The 18,214-nt window shown below is 39.6% G+C and carries 10 protein-coding genes; all 10 read left to right on the top strand.

Annotation, left to right across the window (positions count from 1 at the left end; genetic code table 11):
- The first annotated feature begins 22 nt into the window (after window positions 1–22).
- The 10 genes from MQE36_RS10270 to MQE36_RS10315 all read left to right on the top strand — a co-directional run bounded on the left by MQE36_RS10270 (window position 23) and on the right by MQE36_RS10315 (window position 18,212).
- Window positions 23–2,704 carry a glycoside hydrolase family 2 protein gene (locus MQE36_RS10270; RefSeq protein WP_242935889.1) on the top strand — a complete coding sequence of 894 codons (2,682 nt, stop codon included), beginning with the start codon at window positions 23–25 and terminating at the stop codon, window positions 2,702–2,704.
- Window positions 2,701–4,125, top strand: coding sequence for a sulfatase-like hydrolase/transferase (locus tag MQE36_RS10275; RefSeq protein WP_242935890.1), 1,425 nt, complete (start codon window positions 2,701–2,703; stop codon window positions 4,123–4,125). The genes MQE36_RS10270 and MQE36_RS10275 overlap by 4 nt, the downstream gene beginning before the upstream one ends.
- A gap of 379 nt (window positions 4,126–4,504) precedes the next feature.
- Window positions 4,505–5,938, top strand: coding sequence for a sulfatase (locus MQE36_RS10280; RefSeq protein WP_242935891.1), 1,434 nt, complete (start codon window positions 4,505–4,507; stop codon window positions 5,936–5,938).
- A gap of 5 nt (window positions 5,939–5,943) precedes the next feature.
- Complete coding sequence (locus MQE36_RS10285) at window positions 5,944–7,386, top strand: alpha-L-fucosidase (RefSeq protein ID WP_242935892.1); 1,443 nt, start codon at window positions 5,944–5,946, stop codon at window positions 7,384–7,386.
- Between the two features lie 8 nt (window positions 7,387–7,394).
- On the top strand, window positions 7,395–8,930 hold the full coding sequence (locus MQE36_RS10290; RefSeq protein WP_242935893.1) for a sulfatase family protein: 1,536 nt from the start codon (window positions 7,395–7,397) through the stop codon (window positions 8,928–8,930).
- Between the two features lie 10 nt (window positions 8,931–8,940).
- Window positions 8,941–10,059 carry a glycoside hydrolase family protein gene (locus tag MQE36_RS10295; protein WP_242935894.1) on the top strand — a complete coding sequence of 373 codons (1,119 nt, stop codon included), beginning with the start codon at window positions 8,941–8,943 and terminating at the stop codon, window positions 10,057–10,059.
- A gap of 106 nt (window positions 10,060–10,165) precedes the next feature.
- Window positions 10,166–11,434, top strand: a complete 1,269-nt coding sequence (locus tag MQE36_RS10300) for a metallophosphoesterase family protein (RefSeq protein WP_242935895.1) — start codon at window positions 10,166–10,168, stop codon at window positions 11,432–11,434.
- A gap of 446 nt (window positions 11,435–11,880) precedes the next feature.
- Window positions 11,881–15,069, top strand: a complete 3,189-nt coding sequence (locus tag MQE36_RS10305; RefSeq protein WP_242935896.1) for a SusC/RagA family TonB-linked outer membrane protein — start codon at window positions 11,881–11,883, stop codon at window positions 15,067–15,069.
- Between the two features lie 10 nt (window positions 15,070–15,079).
- Window positions 15,080–16,972 (top strand): RagB/SusD family nutrient uptake outer membrane protein, encoded by a 1,893-nt coding sequence (locus tag MQE36_RS10310; protein ID WP_242935897.1) that lies wholly within the window; start codon window positions 15,080–15,082, stop codon window positions 16,970–16,972.
- Window positions 16,973–16,988: 16 nt separating this feature from the next.
- Complete coding sequence (locus MQE36_RS10315) at window positions 16,989–18,212, top strand: DUF5000 domain-containing lipoprotein (RefSeq protein WP_242935898.1); 1,224 nt, start codon at window positions 16,989–16,991, stop codon at window positions 18,210–18,212.
- Window positions 18,213–18,214: the final 2 nt, after the last annotated feature.

An 18,214-nucleotide genomic window follows, 5' to 3' on the forward strand; every position in this document is an offset into this window, starting at 1 on the left:
TTCGTATTTAAGAGCATCTTTTATGAAAAAGGATTTAAGCATTTTCAGCATTCTTTTCATTTCAGTTTTTACTTTGGTTGCACAGCAACCTGAATTTTCGACGGCCGGTTTTTATGAACTTGAAAACTCAGGCAGAACGGTATCTTCAATGAATGTGGCATGGCGTTTTTACAAGGGAAGAGTAAAGGATGGATATAGAAAAGGCCTTGACGATTCCGGTTGGACAGTTGTAAATCTTCCGAATGGTATAGAATACCTGCCTGAAGAAGCAAGCGGAGGTATAAATTATCAGGGAGAGGTATGGTACAGAAAACACTTTACCCCGGACGATAAACTTAAAGGGAAAAAAATATTCCTTCACTTCGAAGCCATTATGGGGAAATCTGAAATATGGATAAACGGAAAATCCGTTAAAGAGCATTTTGGAGGGTATCTCCCCGTTGTTATTGATATTTCTGATTATTTAGAATGGAATAAAGACAATGTTATAGCCGTGTGGGCCGATAATAGTGACGATCCTTCTTATCCTCCCGGGAAAGAACAAAGCGTATTGGATTTTGCGTATTTTGGTGGGATCTACAGAGATTGTTGGTTGGTAGCCCATAATCATGTTTATATCACAGACCCTAATTTTGAAAATGAGGTTGCCGGAGGCGGGGTTGTTGTAGCATACGATAATGTGAAGGAAACCGCGGCCGATATATTGCTGAAACTTCATTTGAAAAATGACCGTAAGAAGTCCTTTAAAGGGAATGTGATATACCGGTTTTTAGATGATAAAAATAATCCGGTTGAAGAACTTAAAAAAGAACTGAAGATAAACCGGAACAATGCTGTTTTTTCTTATTCCCGATTTACACTCAATACCCCAAAGCTTTGGTCGCCTGAAAATCCTTATTTGTATAAACTACAAATAGAACTACACGACGAAGATGGAAAGATTATAGATGGTTATACCAGGCGGATAGGAATAAGAAGCATAGAATTTAAAGGGAAGGAAGGTTTTTACCTCAATGGAAAACCTTATCCGAAGCCACTGATCGGTGCTAACCGACATCAGGATTTTGCGATTGTAGGTAATGCCGTTTCTAACAATATCCACTGGCGGGATGCCAAAAAATTGAGAGATGCCGGACTAAAAGTAATCAGGAATGCCCATTATCCGCAGGATCCTGCTTTTATGGATGCTTGCGATGAACTCGGATTGTTTGTAATAGTCAATACCCCCGGATGGCAATTCTGGAATAAAGATCCCGGCTTCGAGAAAAGAGTGTACGACGATATACGGAATATGGTTCGCAGAGACAGGAACCGGGCATCATTATTCCTGTGGGAACCCATTTTGAATGAAACCTGGTATCCCGATTATTTTGCGAAAAGGGCCAAAGAAATAGTAGAAGAAGAATTTCCGTATAAAAATTCATATACCGCTTGTGATAATCACGCAAAAGGAAGTAATTATTATTCCGTGCAGTTTGCACACCCAAAAGCAGGCAACGAAGGCTGGGGAGCCGAAGATATTGATGAAACCAAAACATATTTTACAAGAGAATGGGGAGATAATGTAGATGACTGGAATTCGCATAACTCTACAAGCAGGGTATACCGCGGATGGGGGGAAAAACCAATGTTAGTACAGGCAAAACACTATGCAAATCCTTCTTACCCTTTTACCTCGTACGACGTTCTCTATAAAACGGGCAGGCAACATGTGGGAGGAGCCCTGTGGCATTCGTTCGATCATCAGCGGGGTTACCATCCCGATCCTTTTTACGGAGGCCTTATGGATAGTTACCGGCAACCTAAATATGCCTATTATATGTTTATGGCCCAGCGGGATCCTGAAGAAAAAAATAAAATTGCAGCGTCTGGACCTATGGTATATATAGCCAATGAAATGACCCCTTTCTCGGAAGGAGATGTTACGGTGTATTCTAATTGTGATGAGGTACGGTTAACGGCATTTAAAGATGGTAATACGATGGTGTATAAAAAAGAAAAAGAAGAAAGAGGAATGCCGTCACCTCCTGTCGTTTTTGAGGATGTGTATCATTTTATGGAAATAAAACAACAGACCCGCAAAAGAAAACACGCCGAAGTGTATTTACTGGCTGAAGGTTATATAAATGGTAAGCTGGCTGCTACCGATACTGTTTTCCCTGCATACCGTCCGGAGAAAATAAGATTGTGGCTGGATAATGAAGGTACTGACCTCGTAGCCGATGGTTCGGATTTTGTGACCCTTGTAGCTGCTGTGACCGACCGGAAAGGAACAGTCAAACATTTAAACAACAGTACAATTCAGTTTGAAATAGAAGGTGAAGGTGAAATTATAGGAGACTCTTCTTTAATAGAAAACCCCCGAAAGGTAACGTGGGGAACTGCTCCCGTTTTGATCCGGGCCACGACCAATCCGGGCAGGATTACCGTGAAGGCATACGTAACGCCACAGGCAACACAAAGGCCGATGGAAGCTGAGCTTACATTTAATAGTATCCCGCCGAAGACCGAACAGTTGTATGCTGATACTGAATTAGCGGATTATGGTCTGAAAGACAAGCATACATCCAAAAAGAAAGAATCCGAAGCCGACCTTCAAAAAGAAATTGCAAAACTGAGGAAAGAACTGAATCAGTTGAAGTTGAAACAAGTGGAAAAACAACAGGAGCAGTTTGGAGAAAAACAAAAAAACCGGAAAGAATGAAAGTACATTTTAAAAAAACAGGGGTCGTCGCTCTGTGTACGATATTAAATTTGGTATGTATCCAAAGAGTGGTATCTCAAGACCATAAAGGGAAGCCGAATGTAATCATTGTTTTGGTAGATGACATGGGGTATAAAGATGTGGGCTTTAATGGTTGTGAAGACATTCCGACACCAAATATAGACCGGATTGCTGCGAATGGAGTCAAATTTACCAACGGATATGTAACCAATCCGGTTTGCGGGCCAAGCCGGGCCGGTTTGATAACCGGAAGATATCAGGACAGGTTTGGTTTCGGCAGAAATCCGCTTTTTGCCCCAAACGATATCAAACAAGGACTGCCGCTTTCAGAAGAAACCCTGGCTACAGTACTGAAGCGCGAGGGATATCAAAGCATGGCCATTGGAAAATGGCATTTGGGAGGCCACAAAGAACTCAGGCCGTTAAAGCGTGGGTTTGATGAATTTTTTGGGTTCTTGACAGGAGGCCATTACTATTTTCCTGAAGATTGGATTTTAAATGATCTGTCGGAACTGACGAGTCAATATTCGGCCTACAAGACAAAGTTGTTGAGAAATGATACCAGGGTTAACGAAACCGAATACTTAACCGATGCCCTGTCGAGGGAAGCCGTGAGTTTTATAAGTACTAAAAGAGAAACGCCGTTTTTTCTATATTTAGCTTATAATGCACCTCATGCCCCTTTGCAGGCTACAGAAAAGTACTTAAACAGATTTAGGCATATTGAGAATAAGAAAAGAAGAACCTATGCTGCAATGGTGAGTGCCGTCGATGACGGGGTGGGCTTATTGTTGAATGCATTAGAAAGTAGCGGGTTGGATAAAAATACGATCGTGTATTTCCTTTCGGATAATGGCGGGCCTGAAGTTCATAACGGATCTGATAACGGGCCATTACGAGAAGGTAAAGGATGGTTGTATGAAGGAGGTCTCAGGGTACCGTTCGCCATGCAATGGAAAGGGACAATTCCATCAGGAATAACATACCATGACCCGATAATTTCTCTCGATATTTTTGCAACCGTTTCCGCTGTTTCAGGCGCTGAACCAAAAAATAAATTAGATGGAGTTAACCTGCTCCCTTTTCTAACAGGCAAAAAGCGATCTGTTCCCCATCAGGCTTTATATTGGAGACAATTTGATAAAGGAAGTTATGCAATAAGGACCAACGATCTTAAACTTGTTAATGCCACCGGTAAATTAGATGAATTATTTAATCTGGACCGCGATATCAGTGAAAATGAGAATATCATAGATAGGCAGGTACGGATGAAAAAGAAGTGTGAAAGATTGTTAGAAGACTGGATGTCAGACTTGAAAGAACCGATCTTTCTCGGACTTTCGCATGATAAACAATATAACCAATTGCATCCTGACCGGTACGACATAGAAAAGTACTGATTTTTTCAGGACCGTTCATCAGATAAAAGAACTGCATTAAGAGAAGTTTTTAGGGCGTTTGTATAAAAAAATAGCAAACGATTGGATGAATGACTCTTTTTTAGTAGTATTGTTTAAGGTTACGACATGAAATTGTATATTAAAATAGTATGTTGGTTTTAACGGTGGACTTCTTCGCAGGAAGTACTTTTTCCACCTGAACCGATGATTTCTAAGATAGTTATGTTTTGTTTTGAGTTTTTAAATGAAAAAGGGACCGGGTTATCTGGTCTCTTTTTTAATTAACTTATACAATATGTTTAGGAAATATCAACATAGCATATTTTTTGGTCTGATAACAGTATTCATGTCCGCCTGTAACTTAGAACCTGGCCAAAAATTGCCGTTAAACAAGCCTAATATTCTTTTCATTGCAGTAGATGACCTGAGGCCGGAATTAGGGTGTTACGGGAATCCGTTGATCCGGAGCCCCCATATTGATGCTTTGGCAAAAGAAGGAACCCTTTTTAAAAACCATTATACAACCGTACCGACTTGTGGCGCTTCCCGTTATGCCCTTCTTTCAGGAAAACTGCCTTATTCTCCGGAAGACATAAGTAATCATGTGTTCGTGAAAAAGAACACCTATCAACCTGAGAAAGAGACTCCTGAAACCTTTATTCATCACCTGAAAAGAAATGGATATCATACAGTGGGGATCGGGAAAATAAGTCACCATCCGGACGGTTTGGTATATAATCAGGCTAAAGGTACCGACAGTATCTCTCCGGAACTGCCATATAGCTGGGACGAGATGATATTCAATCCCGGGAAATGGGGGAACGGACAGAAAGCTTTTTTCGGATATGCGGACGGTTCGAACCGTAATGACCTGAAAAAAGAGGTCGAACCCTATGAACAGGCAGATGTTTCAGACGAAGGATATGTAGATGGGCTATCTGCAAACCTGGCTTCGCAAAAACTGAAAGAGCTCAGACAAAATAAGAAACCTTTCTTTTTGGCTGTTGGTTTTTTTAAACCTCATTTGCCTTTCAATGCCCCGAAAAAATACTGGGATCTTTACGATGAAGATAAGATTCCCCTGTCGAATGGAAGCGAACTTCCAAGAGGTGTACATCTGTCGAGCTTGAATAATAACGGGGAGTTTAATCAGTATAAACTGGGAAAAGAAAAGCCTACGTTGCTTAAGCCCGCTTCAGAACAGTATGCCCGTAAATTAAAGCATGCTTATTATGCGAGTGTAAGCTATGTTGATGCTCAGGTAGGGAAAGTACTGAAAACATTAAAAGAAGAAGGTCTTGCCGATAACACCATTGTTATTTTGTGGGGAGATCACGGCTGGCAACTCGGAGATCACAGAATGTGGGGAAAACACACCTGTTTCGAAAAAGCACTGCATAGTCCGCTTATTATCAGGACTCCTTCAAATCTATCCACTAAAAATGCAACCATAAACAGGAATGTGGTAAGCACGGTCGATATTTACCCTACAATAATGGATTTGACAGGACTTGAAATGCCATATAAGACAAAAGGAAAGAGTCTGAAAGAGCTTCTCAGTGTTAACCATGATGGCAACAGAAAGGACATAGCTTATAGTTATTTCAATAAGGGGATTTCTCTCAGGACTGAATGGTACCGTTTAACCAGGTATCAAAGACAAGAAAAACCGGCAATAGAGTTGTTTGATTATAAAAAAGACCCCTATGAAATGTTTAATGTAGCCGGAGAACAAAAAACATTGGTCGATAGCCTGATGCCTCTCCTGGAAGATGGTAATACAGGGTTGTACGACGTAAAAATAAAAAACTGAAAACCATGAAGAAAATACGATTTAAAAAATTCCTGAGCTTGTTATTCCTATGTGTCATCGTTGGCCATAGTCAAAATCAAACCAAAAATAGCAACCAGACATTGAAGTATGGAGCCGAACGGATAGGGAAACGTACCGACAGGCATATGGAGCATTGGCGTAACTATGGTTTAGGACAGTTTATCCATTGGGGTGTTTATGCAATACCGGGAGGGCACTGGAAAGGAAAATATTATCCCGGAGCTGCCGAATGGATTCGATCGTGGAAAGAAATGCCGAAAGAGGCATATGACGAGCTGTATAAGCAATTTAACCCGAAACAGTTTAACGCAAAAGCATGGGCAAGACAGGCAAAAGACATGGGAGCTAAATACGTTATCATAACCACAAAGCATCACGACGGCTTCTGTTTATGGCCAAGTGAATTTACCGATTATACCATAGCAAATACGCCTTATAAAAGAGATATTATAAAACAGCTGGTCGAGGCTTATGATGAAGCAGGAGTAGATGTGTATCTTTACTTTTCAATAATTGATTGGAATCACCCGGGTTATCGGGCGAAAATTGAAACGGAAGAAGATAGAGTAGCATATGATGGTTTTAAAGAATTTACCAGAAAGCAGTTGTTGGAACTGCTCGAATTATATCCCCAAACCAAAGGTTTGTGGTTCGACGGTACCTGGGATAGTGCATGGAAAGAACAGGCAGCCTATGTGTCGGATCTGGATAAAGAACTGAGGGCAATGATCCCGGGGCTAATTATTGGCAGCCGTTTTCGTCCGGATGATTTTGGGAACAGGCATTTTGATGCTAATGGCAATATGATGGGAGATTATGAGCAGGGATGGGAGCGAAAAATGCCAAATACTATCGAAGAAGTACACGGAAATGATTGGGATTGTGTGATGACAGTCCCGGAAAATCAATGGGGATATCATTCCGATTGGCGGGGACATGTAAAAACAAGTAATGAGCTTATAGAGATGCTGGTAAAAGCAGTCTCCCTGGGAGGGAATTTTGTCCTGAACTTCGGCCCGGATGGAAATGGAAGTATAAGAGAAGAGGAAACAACGATAGCGGCAGAAATAGGAGAGTGGATGAACAGCAATGCAACAGTGATATATAACTGTGGTCACCTTCCGTGGGAAAAGCAGGATTGGGGATATTATACCGTCAACAGGAAAACGAATGAAAAATATATGGTGATATTTAATCATCCCATATCGGGAATGTATAAAATACAGACACCTGATAAAATAAAAATCCGGAAAGCCTATTTGCTTGAAAACCCTTCCGGGGAACTAAATATAGAGGCCTGTGGAGAGAATAAGTTTATAGTTCATTACCGATCCTCTCAAAAACAGACGAAACCCGTAGTTATAGTCATTAAAACGGATGACAATTCCGGAGATCCGGGTATCAGATATCAAAAACCTAAAATCTAGATAAGGAAATGAAAAAGTATACCTTTTATCTTTTAATATTCATATTATTAACCGGTCTTAGCTGTTCTGAAAAAGTCGGAAAAAATGAAGGCGATCAACAGCCAAATATCGTATTTATTATGAGTGACGATCATTCATATCAGACATTAAGTGCCTATGACGATCGTTATATCCATACTCCGAACCTCGATAGAATAGCAGAAGAAGGAGTTGTTTTTACCAATAGTTTTGTCAGTAATTCTATTTGCGGGCCCAGCCGGGCTGTGATGCTAACGGGAAAACACAGTCATATGAACGGGCAGATAGATAATTTTACAACTTTTGACAACACCCAGCCAAATTTTGCCAAGTACCTGCAAAGTGCAGGATATCAAACGTCTCTTGTGGGGAAGTGGCATCTAAAAAGTAATCCGACCGGTTTCGATAATTGGGAAGTTCTTATCGGTCAGGGGAATTACTATAATTCTACCTTTATTGAAAATGGGGTTAAAAAAGCTTCACAGGGTTATGTAACGGATGTGATTACTGATAAGGCTATCAAATGGCTGGATAACAGAAAAAAAGATCAACCCTTTTGTTTGCTGGTACACCATAAAGCAGCTCACAGAATATGGCAGCCTAATATAACAATGCTTGATTCTTTATCAGAAAATGAATATGAAATTCCGGAAAACTTCTTTGATGACTATAAGGGGAGGAAAGCTGCCAAACTGAATAAGATGAGTATTATTAAAGACATGGATCTTGTTTATGATCTTAAAATGAATGACGATTCCATACAGAGTAAGTACAGGAAAGGGTATCTCAATATGTATAATTTGATGACTCCCGAACAAAAAGAAATTTGGGATGCTTATTATACACCCATATTAAAACAATTTAAAGAAGCAGGTTTAACAGACGATGAACTGGCTATTTGGAAATATCAGCGCTATATGAATGATTATCTGAAAGTTATCCGTTCGCTGGATGATAATGTAGGAAGGTTGTTGGATTATTTAGATAAACAGGAACTCAAAGATAATACATTGGTTGTCTATACTTCCGATCAGGGGTTTTATATGGGCGAACACGGTTGGTTCGATAAAAGGTATATGTATGAGCAATCGTTGCGAACTCCTTTATTGATGCGTTTTCCCGAAAGAATTAAAACCTCAGGAACTGTGACTCAAATGGTACAGAATATAGACTATGCACCTACCTTTTTAGATTTTGCAGGAATAGATATTCCGGATGATATGCAGGGAATGTCCGTAAAACCTCTGTTAACCGGAAAAGAAATAAACTGGAGGGATGCTATTTATTATCAATACTACGAATCACCAAACGAACACGGAGTAAAAAAACATTACGGAATCCGGACAGACAGATATAAATTAATTCATTTTTATGAAGATATGGATGAATGGGAGCTATATGACTTACAAACAGATCCGGATGAAATGAAAAACTTATACGGAAATGAGAAACACCAATCATTAATCAAAGATTTAAAAGAGAGGCTTGAGAATTTGCAAAAGCAGTATAAAGTCAATACTTACTAAGGCTATATTTATGAGAAAGCAAATAAATATAAAAGCATATATTCTTTTTACAGGGATCGTTGCGATGGCTTTAAGCATGGGGTGCAAGACAGAAAGTAAAAAAAAGCAAATAAAAGAAGTTTTAGAAGTAGATGTAAATCTCGGAGCAATGATCCAGCCTATACCCGAATATGCTGTACATAAAGACTCCGGGTACAATGTATGGGGAGGGAGTGTAGTAAAGTCTGAAGATGGCACCTACCATATGTTCTATGCACGCTGGCCGTATAGAACCGGATTTCAGGGATGGTTGAAAGATTCGGATATAGCGTATGCAACCGCAGCTTCTGCAACGGGACCTTATACTTTCAAAAAAGTTTTACTGACGGGTTTTGGAAAAGGGCATTGGAATGAAGAAGCTGCACATAACCCGCATATAAAGAAGTTTGATAATAAATATTACCTTTATTTTATATCTCATAAAAAAGAAGACTTGGGGCTCAGCGATTGGATGAACCATATATTTACACAGCGAATTGGTGTGGCCATAGCCGATAACCCGGCCGGACCATGGGAGGTGCTTCCTGAACCGTTAATAGATTATCAGGAGGGAAAACCTGCTCATGGATATATGGTGAATCCGAGTGTGGTGAAAACTCCTGAAGGTAAGTATTTAATGATGTTTAAAGCACGTAAACCCGGGGCTGAAAAATCAGGAAAGTTTGATCCTATCCATTGTTTGGCTGTATCCGACAGCCCTGCCGGACCATTTACCATAGCAGAGGAGACCCTGCTTACAGAAGCAACAGCTGAAGACCCCTATGTCTGGTATCAAAACCGGAAGTATTATGCCGTGGTTAAAGATATGTACGCGAAATATACTGGGCATAAATCATTGGCGCTGTTTCAGTCTGAAGATGGACTGAATTGGAAGCCGTCAGAGAATATACTGGTGTCAAAAACGGAAATCGTTTGGGAAGGAGGAGACACTACAAAAGTAAAGAACTTGGAACGCCCGCAAATTTTGTTTGATGAAAAAGGAAACCCTGAAGTCCTTTTTTGTGCAGTAAGAGAGTTTGATACAGAAGGAAATGACCCGAAGCCAACATACAATGTACATATACCACTTAAAAACGAGCTAAAACAATAAGAATGAAATTAAAACGAAGGTTACTGGTTTTTTCCCTTTTTATAATCGTTTTGGAAGCGGGTTTTATAATTCATTTACAATCGGAAATCATTTAAAATTTAAACACGTGAAAGATTCAAAAAAAGGAACAGACAGAAGGAATTTTATAAAGAATGTTACTACTGTTTCAATAGCCGGTGCTGCATTTACGTTCGTTCCTTTATGGAGCAATACAGGAAATACGGAAGAAAGTGAAGATGAAGTAGGGTTTAAATCGCCACCTTTATTAACCAATATAGATTCGGATAGAATAGAAATAGTGGTTGTTCCAAAAGGATATTCAACAGCCTGGGTAGAATATGGAACGACAAGTAAGCTCGGATTTCGTTCAACCGGGGCTCATAATGGTATGTTGCCTGCATCGGACCGCGTGTTAAGATTTAAATTAATAGATCTGGAACCAGGAGTGACCTATTTTTTCAGGGTACATCTAAGTAAGATTACCTATAAGAACAATTATGCTCACAAGCAGGTAGACAGCATTAAAAGTGAACTATTGCATTTTAAAACCCTTAACAGTGAAGCAGAAACAGCTACTTTTGCTTGTTGGAACGACACGCATGAGAACGAAGAAACCCTGCTACGTTTGGTAGCGATGTTAAAAGAACAGCAGCCGGACTTTCTTTTATGGAATGGAGACATTACCAACAATATATTTAACGAAGAACAGATTATAGACCAGTTTTTTAAGCATGGAAGTCAGGCTTCTTCATTGGCTGTACCCTTAATGCTTTCAAGGGGTAATCACGATGTCAGGGGTAGGGATGCCAGGTGTTTGGAAAGCTACTTGGCCGGGCCTGGCGGCAGTTATTATTACGGATTTCGTCAAGGGCCACTTTCGTGTATTGTATTGGATACGGGAGAAGATAAACCCGACAATCATGATGCCTATGCAGGATTACTCGATTTTGAAAAATTCAGGACAGAACAAGCACAATGGCTGGAAAAAACAATAAGTGAATCGTGGTTTGCCGATGCCCCTTTTAGAATTGTGTTTACACATATCCCATTGGTATGGGATGCTGAAGTTCCTGAGCAATGGCCTGCCATATGGGGTGTAGAGGGACATAAGGGCTGGATCTGCCAAGACGGGTATGATAAGTGGAACGATCTCCTGGTTAAAGGAAAAGTACAACTTGTTATTTCAGGACATACCCATAGGCATGCCTACTTTCCGCCCAATAACATGCATCCATATGGACAACTGATAGGCGGTGGTCCCAAGCCTGAAGCGGCAACGTGTATACTCGGACAGGTTACCGATAGTAAGTTAACCGTAAAAATGCTTGGTTTGGATGGTAGTGTCTTGGAAAAGTTGGAGTTTGATTCGTTTTAATATCCGATGCTTATTCTTGTGAAATATTCCTTAAGAATTTCATCCGGGGACTTGTATCTTTTTTAGAATTTGTACCTCATATGTAAATATTGAGGTAATTCCTTCAACTTTTTAAGTTAATCAAGACCCCGGAATTATCGGGGTTTTCCCATTAATTTTAATTATTAATAGCTAATATTATTTTAATTTAACAATACAATCGTTTGTATTATTGGGTTAGTTTTATTAACATTGTATGAATCATTAATTTTTTATTAACCAAAATTGAATAGATTATGAAAAAAGGGAGTACAAATTTTTCAAAATCCACATCTAAACCCATTATTAATAGTGATAATGTTTTTTATACAAACAGGCATCTTTTATTTGAAACATAAATACAATCGATTGTATTTATGGATGATTCATTATTAATTGTACACAATAAAATTAACCAACTAACAATTATGAGAAAAATTTTAATGAATAGCTTGAGCTTGTCTCAAAGCCGGGGCTTATTATTTGTTCTGTTTTTGAGTGTATTCATTGTGCCTCTTTGGAGTATGAAGGTTTTAGCTCAAGAGGTAGTTACCGGAGTTGTCACTTCGCCTGACGGTGTGCCGTTAGTAGGAGTTTCTGTAGTTGCTTTAGGAACCTCTACGGGAACTTCTACCGATTTTGACGGTAATTATAGCATACAGTTAACAACTAATAATAGTGTCCTGGAGTTTTCATACATCGGGATGAAGACCAAAAAAATTACAGTGGGAGAACGAAGAGTCCTGAATGTCCAGTTGGAAGAAGACATGGGCGCATTGGATGAAGTTGTTGTTGTCGGGTTTGGCACTCAAAAGAAAGAGAGTATGGTATCTTCTATTACAACCATAGATCCGGAAGAACTTAAAGTACCTTCGAGCAATTTAACTACAGCACTTTCAGGACGAGTAGCCGGAATGATAGCATACCAACGCAGTGGAGAACCCGGTTTGGACAATGCAGAATTCTTTATCAGAGGGGTAACTACATTCGGCTATAAGGTTGATCCTTTAATTTTAATAGATAATGTGGAGGTTACAACAACCGATCTGGCCCGTTTGGTACCCGATGATATAGCGAGCTTTTCCATCTTAAAAGATGCAACGGCTACGGCAATTTATGGGGCCCGAGGAGCCAATGGAGTTATTTTAATAACAACCAAACAAGGGAAAGAGGGACCGGCAAAACTTAATTTCAGATATGAAACTTCGGTTTCCGCACCAATACGTGAAGTAGAATTAGCAGATGCCGTAACATATATGCGTTTGCATAGAGAAGCAACTTCTACGAGAGATCCATTAGCTGATCAGGCATATTCACTTTCTAAAATTGAAGGAACAATAGCCGGAACAGACCCGTATTTATATCCTTCCGTAGATTGGAGAGATGACCTTATTAACGACGTAACTATCAATCAGAGAATAAATATGAGTATTTCGGGAGGTGGTAAAATAGCGCGGTATATGGTTTCTGGAGCATTCAACCACGATAGCGGAATACTGAAAGTACCGAAAGAGAATGATTTTAATAACAATATCAGTCTTAAAACATATTCGTTACGTTCAAACGTTAATATTGATCTGAGCAGTACTACAGAAATGATCGTAAGGCTTAACGGATCTTTCGATGATTATATAGGACCTTTAAGCGGAGGGCAACAGGTGTATAGGAATATAATGAGAACTTCTCCTGCACGTTTTGCTCCTTTTTATCCGAAAGGGACAGATCAAAGGTATATAAATCATATACTGTTTGGTAACGACGGTACAGGTGATTACCTGAATCCGTATGCAGACCTTGTAAAAGGATATCGTGAATATTCAAGATCAAGAATGCTGGCTCAGTTAGAATTGAAACAAGATCTTGGTTTTATTACTGAAGGGTTAAACTTTAGGGGGCTTATAAACACAACGCGAAACTCATTTTTTGATGTTCGAAGAGAATACATTCCGTTTTATTATAAAATGTTGGGAACAGATTTCTTCACCGGAGAGTACGTTTATGAAACTTTAAATAAGGAAGAAGGAAGAGAGTATCTGGATTATAACAGGGGAGGGACAGAAGTTGGAACGACTACATATATGGAAGCGGCACTTAATTACGAAAGAACATTTAACAAGAAGCATACGCTAAGTGGTTTGTTAGTGTATATACTGAGAAACCGGCTTAGCAATCAAGGGTCGACGTTGCAGGAATCACTGCCTTTTAGAAACTTAGGGCTTTCAGGAAGAGCTACTTACGGATACGACAATCGTTATTTTGCTGAATTCAATTTTGGATATAACGGGTCAGAACGCTTCCATAAAGACAACCGATTTGGTTTTTTTCCGTCGGTAGGGGCAGCATGGAGTGTATCTAATGAATCATTTTGGGAACCGGTTAAGCCCTATATTGATAAGTTAAAGGTAAGAGGAAGTTACGGAATCGTTGGAAATGATGCTGTCGGCGGTAATAATGACCGTTTTCAATACATATCGGAAGTTAATATGAATAATTCTGGTAGGGGGTTTACCTTTGGAACCGATAGAGGGAACTATAAAAGCGGAATTACGGTAAACAGATATCCTAATCCTAGTATTACCTGGGAAAAGGCATATAAAAGTAATTTGGCTTTAGAACTGGGGTTTTTTAACAAGGTCGATATTACTGCAGAAGTATTTAAAGAGCATAGAAAGAATATCTTCATGCGAAGGGGGGATGTGCCTGCCACCATGGGTTTGTCTGCAAGCATATTTGCAAATATTGGGGAAGCGACCTCAGAAGGTGTAGACATACAATTTAATTATGACCATGCTTTTGGAAATGGATTATGGATTCAGGGGATGGGGAATTTCACCTATGCTACAAGTGAATTTAAGGTTTATGAAGAGCCTGTTTATGCCAACGAACCATGGAAAAGCAGGGTAGGACTTAGTTTAAGACAGCAGTGGGGTTATATAGCCGAACGCCTGTTTATAGATGATGAGGAAGTATTGAATTCTCCGGAACAAATTTTTGGTAATCAAATAGATGTGGCTAGAGGCGGTGATATCAAGTATTTTGATGTTAATAACGATGGAAGGATAACAGAACTCGACCAGGTCCCTATCGGATATCCTACTACTCCTGAAATAATATACGGTTTCGGGTTATCTTCCGGATATAAAGGATTTGATTTTTCCGTATTCTTTCAGGGGTCGGCCAGATCTTCATTCTGGATAGATCCTTCTGCAACCTCTCCTTTTGCTTCATATCAGTATAATAATTCGGATAATTCAGGAAAAGTGCTCGAAAACCAATTGCTACAGGTGTATGCAGATAGTCATTGGTCTGAGGATAATAAGGACCTATATGCGCTTTGGCCGCGATTGAGTACGACACACGTAATAAATAACGAACAGCGCAGTACCTGGTTTATGAGGGACGGCCAATTTTTAAGGTTGAAACAACTGGAGTTTGGATATTCTATTCCTGAAAATGCCATAGAGAAGATAGGGCTTAAAAGTTTACGTTTTTATGCTAATGGGACTAACCTGCTAACCTTCTCTAAATTTAAATTATGGGATGTGGAAATGGCCGGAAATGGTTTGGGATATCCGATTCAAAGGGTAATTAATTTTGGTGTTAATGCTTCATTATAAAATAACTGGAATGAGAAAAAGAATTTTTTTAGTGCTGTTACTAACAGCATTGTGGTCTTGCGATGAATATCTGGATTTGATTCCTGATAATGTTGCTACATTAGATGATGCATTTGCATTACGAGATACAGCTGAAGGGTATTTGTTCACGTGTTATTCATGGATACCTAGGCAGGGAAGTGTGTTTAATAATCCGGGAATGCTGTCCGGAGGTGAATTATGGGGAGTGCCCAGCAATAGCGCTACCGGCCTTTCCCTGGCGAAAGGTTTTCAAAATATAGTTAACCCTTTATTTAATTATTGGGAAGGTGGCAATAATGCCGGCGACCTATACGGAGGTATTCGCGATTGTAATATTTTTTTGGAAAATGTACATAAAGTTCCAGATATAGAAGAAAGCGAACGAAGCAGATGGATTGCTGAAGTTAAGTTCTTAAAGGCTTTTTACCATTATTGGTTAATGAGGTCTTATGGCCCTATTCCGGTAATCCGTGAAAGTTTGCCGATAGATGTTAGTCCGGACGATGCAAAAGTACCTCGAGAACCTGTTGAGGATGTGGTAAACTATATAGTGGAATTGCTGGATGAAGCTATAGGAAGTCTACCTGAAGTAATAGAGAATCCGGTTAATGAGGCAGGAAGGATTACTAAGCCGATAGCAGCAATGTTGAAAGCCCAGGTATTAACTTTGGGAGCAAGTCCTTTATTTAATGGAAATACCGATTATGCTTCCATGTTGAATAATGAAGGTACACCACTAATAAGCCAGACCTATAGTGAAGACAAATGGAAACTTGCAGCCCAGGCCTGTAAAGAAGCCATAGAAGTAGCACATTCGGCAGGCCATTCTTTATATCAATTCGATCCTAATTCCGTGCCGTCTTCACAAGCCATTCTTTCCGATACTACAATTACACAAATGAATATTAGGAATAGTATAACGGAGCGATGGAATAGTGAAATTATTTGGTCGAATGCTTCAAGTGTTCTTGACCAGTCGGTAGTAACGCCTCGTACATGGAATCCTTCAAGAAGCCATGCCGGAATGGAGGGGGCTTATGCGCCACCATTGGCAATTGCTGAAATGTTCTATTCGGATAATGGTGTTCCCATTGAAGAAGATATAGAGTATGATTATCAAAACAGGTATGATTTAAAAACAGCTGGAGAAGATGATAAGTACAATATTAAGAAAGGATACACTACTGCTGCATTACATTTCAATAGAGAAAACAGGTTTTATGCGACTTTAGGCTTCGACGGCGGAATATGGTATGGGCAGGGACGATACGAAGACGATGCCAGCAATCTATTTTACATACAGGGAAAACTCGGACAGGCTGCCGGAGTGTTGGTAATAACCGATTATTCCGCTACCGGGTACTGGCCTAAGAAGCTTATTAATTATCAGAATGTTATTGAAACTAATTCCTATACTCAAAATTGGTACCCTTGGCCTATGATGCGATTAGCAGACTTATATTTATTATACGCCGAAGCTGAAAATGAAGCTAACGGGCCTACAACAGAAGCTTATGAATATATAAATAGAGTAAGGAATAGGGCCGGATTGACCTCAGTACAGGAATCCTGGTCCAATTATTCCAGTAGCCCTAACAAATACACTACAAAAGAAGGATTAAGGGAAATCATTCACAAGGAAAGAATGATCGAGTTGGCATTGGAAGGGAATAGGTATTGGGATGTAAAAAGATGGAAAACAGCTCATGTCGAATTAAATAAAGCGATACAAGGATGGGATGTTTTTCAGGAAAGTGAAGAAGGCTATTATAGAGTGCAAAATGTATTTAATCCTGTTTTTAGGCAGCGAGATTATTTATGGCCTCTTAGCGAAGATGTTTTAATCCGTAATAATCAATTGATTCAAAATACAGGTTGGTAATATAAATTTGAGGAAAATGAAAAGAAAAGTATTTTTTAAAAAACAGATTTTCGTAGTGATGATGGGTATTGTCGCGACTGTTTGCATTATTTCTTGTGATGAAGAAATAGTTAATGAACCTCCTGTAACCGGAAAAGAGCCTCAACCCGTAACTAATGTGAATTTTACGGCTAAACCCGGAGGAGTGATACTGAATTACAATATTCAGGATGATGCAACAGACTATGTATTGGCAGAATATGAGATTAGATCAGGAGTAATACGACAAGAAAAAGTGTCTAAATATAAGAATACAATGTCCTTGCAGGGTTTTGCTTCTGAAGGAATCCACAAGGTTACATTATATTCGGTTAATATTTCAGAAAAAAGGTCGGAACCTACCACTATAGATGTTGAGGTTATGGAGCCTCCTTATGTTACGGCTTTCGAAACATTAAACATTAAAGAAGACTTTGGAGGATTAAACGTATCGTTGTCAAACCAGGCTAAAGAAGTGTTGTCCATAGAAATTTTGACTACGGATGAAAACGGTGAACAGTATTCCCGTATAGTTCATAACACATCACAACAAGTAGTTAATTTTTCTGAGAGAGGATTTGAGCCTGAAGAACGAAAATTTTGGGTTACAATGAGAGATAATTATGGAAACACTACAGATACGGTTGCTGTAAAATTAACTCCATTGTTCGAAAAATTACTGGATCGTACCTTAATGGGAGAACATGTTTTACCTTCAGATTACGGATACGATCATGCCTGGCATACCTGGAGCGGCATATCTCCGCGGGCACCTCGCTTTTTATTCGATGGCGTAAGTACCCATACAGACAATGTTCTTCACAGTATTCCGGGGAGCGGCATACCGATGCATTTTACTATAGACCTGGGAGTTACCTCGGCACTAAGCCGGTTCAGGATTTGGCAAAGAAATAGATCTGTAGAATATTATGCAGGAGGAAATCCAAGAGCGTTTGAATTGTGGGGAAGTGCCAATCCGGATCCTGACGGGTCTTGGGATAGTTGGACTAAAATAGGCACCTATACCATAGAGAAACCTTCAGGAGCTCCATTAGGTACCAATACTTCGGAAGATCTTGAAGTGCTAAGGGCAGGACATGAGTTCAATGTGCCGATAGAAGTTGGACCTGTCCGTTACATCAGGTTTAAGACTTTGGAAACATGGGGGAAAATAGAACATGTATCTTTTGCTGAGCTAGCCTTCTGGGGGTCTGAAGAATAGTG

Origin of the sequence: Zhouia spongiae (genome assembly GCF_022760175.1) — a bacterium.
GTDB lineage: Bacteria > Bacteroidota > Bacteroidia > Flavobacteriales > Flavobacteriaceae > Zhouia > Zhouia spongiae.

Coding starts and splice junctions, on each gene's coding strand:
- MQE36_RS10270 (WP_242935889.1), top strand. CDS start 23: ATGAAAAAGGATTTAAGCATTTTCAGCATTCTTTTCATTTCAGTTTTT.
- MQE36_RS10275 (WP_242935890.1), top strand. CDS start 2,701: ATGAAAGTACATTTTAAAAAAACAGGGGTCGTCGCTCTGTGTACGATA.
- MQE36_RS10285 (WP_242935892.1), top strand. CDS start 5,944: ATGAAGAAAATACGATTTAAAAAATTCCTGAGCTTGTTATTCCTATGT.
- MQE36_RS10290 (WP_242935893.1), top strand. CDS start 7,395: ATGAAAAAGTATACCTTTTATCTTTTAATATTCATATTATTAACCGGT.
- MQE36_RS10295 (WP_242935894.1), top strand. CDS start 8,941: ATGAGAAAGCAAATAAATATAAAAGCATATATTCTTTTTACAGGGATC.
- MQE36_RS10305 (WP_242935896.1), top strand. CDS start 11,881: ATGAGAAAAATTTTAATGAATAGCTTGAGCTTGTCTCAAAGCCGGGGC.
- MQE36_RS10310 (WP_242935897.1), top strand. CDS start 15,080: ATGAGAAAAAGAATTTTTTTAGTGCTGTTACTAACAGCATTGTGGTCT.
- MQE36_RS10315 (WP_242935898.1), top strand. CDS start 16,989: ATGAAAAGAAAAGTATTTTTTAAAAAACAGATTTTCGTAGTGATGATG.